Genomic DNA, 2,271 nt, shown 5'->3' with positions numbered 1-2,271 from the left:
GCCGTGGTTGATCACCCCGATCCGTTCGGCCATCCGTTCGGCCACCTCGAGGATGTGGGTGGTCATGATCACCGTGACGCCCTGCGCCACCTTCTGCTTGAGCACATCCTTGACCTGGCGCGCCGAGCCGGCGTCGAGCCCGGTGAGCGGTTCGTCGAGGATGATCAGGCGCGGGTCGTGGACGAGGGCGCCGGCCAGCGCCACCTTCTGCAGCATGCCCTTGGAAAAGCCGCCGCAGCGCTCGTTGGCGTGCGGCCTGAGGCCCAGCCAGTCGATCAGTTCGTTCGAATGACGCTCCGCCTCGCGTGCATCGACCCGCCACAGGCCGGCGACGAACTCGAGATATTCGAGCGGGGTCAGGCGGTCGTAGACCATCGGCTCGTCCGACACCCAGGCGACGATCGACTTGGCGGCGATCGGGTCGCGCGCCGTGTCGATGCCGCAGATGGCGATCGAGCCCGCATCCTGGCGCAGCAGCCCGGCGACCATCCTCAGGATGGTGGTCTTGCCGGCGCCGTTGGGGCCGAGCAGGGCATAGAACTCGCCGGCCCGCACCTTGAGCTCGAGGTCGACCACCACGGGGCGGTCGAAGCTCTTTCTGAGGCCGGAGATGTCGAGGGCAAGCGGGGCGGTGGTCATGGCGGACTCCGATGGGACCGCGAGACACTAGTCGGGACCGGTTAGGGCCGGCTCAACCGGTCCGGTAAACAAAGCCTGAACTACTGCGCACCGACCGGATCGACGATGCCGCGGCGGCAGCCGGGCGAGGTCGGGTTGGCGGTCCGCAGCAGCATGCCGAGGTCGGGGCTGGCGTCCACCACTCCGTAGAGGCCGAGGGTGATCTCGGTGACGATGCGGCGTGCTCCGTCCTCGGCGCAGGCGAGCTTGACGCTGTCCCCGGCGCCGGCCCCGAAGGCCACGTCGAAGGCGTCGCGCACCTCCTCGGAGGTGACCTCGCGGCCGATGCGGGCGGCGAAGAGATCGCGCACCGCCGAGCGGTTCAGCGCGTCGAGCAGCGCCACCGAGGCGGCGTAGTAGATCTCGGCGTCGGTGCCGAAGCAGGTGCCGTGCTTGATCCATTCGTGCCGCTCGAGCTGCGACCGGGTGCCCGGCATGGCCTGCTCCAGGGCGGCCCTCAGCGCGGTGCCGAGCTCGACCGGCGGCAGGGACGACCACAGTCCCGCTTCGTCGTCCTCGCGATCCGTCGCGGACACCCCGCAATAGTCGTCGCGGGGCCACAGCCCGTGCAGGGCGAAGTGGCTGGCGTCATGGCGTCCGGCGCCGAGCGTCCGGCATTCCGGCTTGCCGGGCGCGGTCTCGCAGAAGGCCGGCTGCCAGCTCGCGGCGAGGATCAGGAACTGCCGTGGCGCCGCGGCTCGCGGCCCTTCGGCCGGAACCGCCGCGGGCGCCGGCGCGACCTCCGTCGTTGCCGGCGGCGGCGCCTGTGCCGCAGGTGGCGGTGGGGCCGCCGGCCGCAGCCACAGCACGAGGCCCGCCCCAAGAAGCGCGACCACGACCATCAGCAGCAGGAATCGGCTGTTCATCGCCAGAGTTCAGCAGCGTTTGGGGATGGTGTCACGATCCCGCTCGGCGAGGGACTGCGCATGTCGCCGGAAGACACAGGATTGCCGCAAAATACAGGAATGTTGTACACATCTTTGAACGCTATCAGCGCAGGAGCGGACCATGGCCGAGCGAAGCTACACGACAAGCGACCTTTCGCGCAGATCGGGCGATATCATTGCCGAGGCGCTCCGGCATCCGGTGACCCTGACACAGAGGAACAAGCCCCGGCTCGTCGTGCTCAATATCGAAGAGTATGAGGACATGCGAAAGCGTGCCGACCCAAGGCGAGCCAGGACTCTCGAGTCGATTTCTGATTCCGAGCTGGACGCGATGAAGCTCGCGCTCGAAAAATACGCCGCAGAGGCCAATGACGCGTAATGAGCTTCGACAATGTTCGGAGCGGCGCGGTCATTCGCTATCCCTACCTGTGGGCGCGGCAAGCGGCCGATGGCGAGACCGAGGGACGCAAGGAGAGGCCTACGGTTGTGGCGCTGAGGCTTGAGCACCCCGATGGCGACACGGTGTTTCTCTTCCCGATCACCACGTCGCCCCCTTCAGCCGATCGATGGGCAGTAGAGCTTCCCGACAGCGAGAAGGCCGCCGCGGGACTGGACGTGGACAGGCGCCAGTGGCTGGTCCTGGATGAGTTCAACGAGGATATTGTGGGGCAGTCCTACTACCTCGGCCGCCAACCCACTGTCGGGG

4 protein-coding genes are annotated in these 2,271 nt (G+C 67.8%); 2 read left to right on the top strand and 2 right to left on the bottom strand.

Annotation, left to right across the window (positions count from 1 at the left end; translation table 11 throughout):
- Positions 1–639 (bottom strand): ABC transporter ATP-binding protein (locus ACE3TU_RS21555; protein WP_374627907.1); only part of this gene is annotated, 639 nt, incomplete at its 3' end.
- Positions 640–719: 80 nt separating this feature from the next.
- On the bottom strand, positions 720–1,544 hold the full coding sequence (locus tag ACE3TU_RS21550) for a ribonuclease (protein ID WP_374627906.1): 825 nt from the start codon (positions 1,542–1,544) through the stop codon (positions 720–722).
- 142 nt (positions 1,545–1,686) lie between these two features.
- Here ACE3TU_RS21550 and ACE3TU_RS21545 point away from each other — a divergent pair, with 142 nt between their 5' ends.
- Both ACE3TU_RS21545 and ACE3TU_RS21540 read left to right on the top strand, forming a co-directional pair.
- A complete protein-coding gene (locus ACE3TU_RS21545; protein ID WP_374627905.1) occupies positions 1,687–1,944 on the top strand; it encodes a type II toxin-antitoxin system prevent-host-death family antitoxin in 258 nt (85 codons plus the stop codon).
- A partial coding sequence (locus tag ACE3TU_RS21540) for a hypothetical protein (protein ID WP_374627904.1) occupies positions 1,944–2,271 on the top strand: 328 nt, incomplete at its 3' end. The genes ACE3TU_RS21545 and ACE3TU_RS21540, both read left to right, overlap by 1 nt.

The sequence above is a fragment of the Devosia sp. genome (assembly GCF_041917035.1).
GTDB lineage: Bacteria > Pseudomonadota > Alphaproteobacteria > Rhizobiales > Devosiaceae > Devosia_A.
The sequence above is the reverse complement of the archived record's forward strand: the minus strand, read 5'-3'. Positions and strand labels throughout refer to the sequence as shown.